This window comes from Brevundimonas sp. KM4 (assembly GCF_000964075.1).
Lineage (GTDB): Bacteria > Pseudomonadota > Alphaproteobacteria > Caulobacterales > Caulobacteraceae > Brevundimonas > Brevundimonas huaxiensis.
In genome coordinates, this window is record NZ_JZRG01000053.1 from 1 (window position 1) to 571 (window position 571).

The 571-nt window shown below is 66.7% G+C and carries 1 pseudogene; it reads left to right on the forward strand.

The window, feature by feature from the left end:
- Nucleotides 1-64 precede the first annotated feature (64 nt).
- Nucleotides 65-571: pseudogene (locus VH88_RS15870) on the forward strand (transposase); the annotation flags it as partial.

Sequence of the window (571 nt, forward strand, 5' to 3'; positions counted from 1 at the left end):
TGACGTGCCCCTGAGAATTTCCTCCACGCGGAGCTAGAGTCCGGCCCTTGAAAGGACGGACGGAATGAAACGAGCGAGATTCACGGAAGAGCAGATCATCGGGATCCTGCGGGAGAACGAGGCCGGCGCCAAAGCGGGCGAGCTGGCGCGCAAGCACGGCGTGTCGGAGGGCACGATCTACGCCTGGAAGGCCAAGTTCGGCGGGATGAGCGTGTCGGACGCCCAGCGCCTCCGGGCCCTGGAAGACGAGAACGGAAAGCTGAAGCGCCTGCTGGCCGACGCCATGCTCGACAAAGCCGCGTTGAACGATCTGCTGTCAAAAAAGTGGTAGGGCCCGCGGCGCTGCGCCAGGCCGTCGCCCATCTGAAGGCGGCGTTCGGCGTCAGCGAGCGACGGGCCTGCTCCATCATCAAGGCGGACCGTAAGTCGGTGCGCTATCGCTCCTGCCGACAGCCGGACACGGCGCTGCGGGAGCGGCTGCGCGCCCTGGCTGTCGAGCGGCGACGGTTCGGCTATCGGCGGCTGTTCGTGCTGCTGCGGCGTGAGGGAGAACCCTCGGGCAAGAACCGGA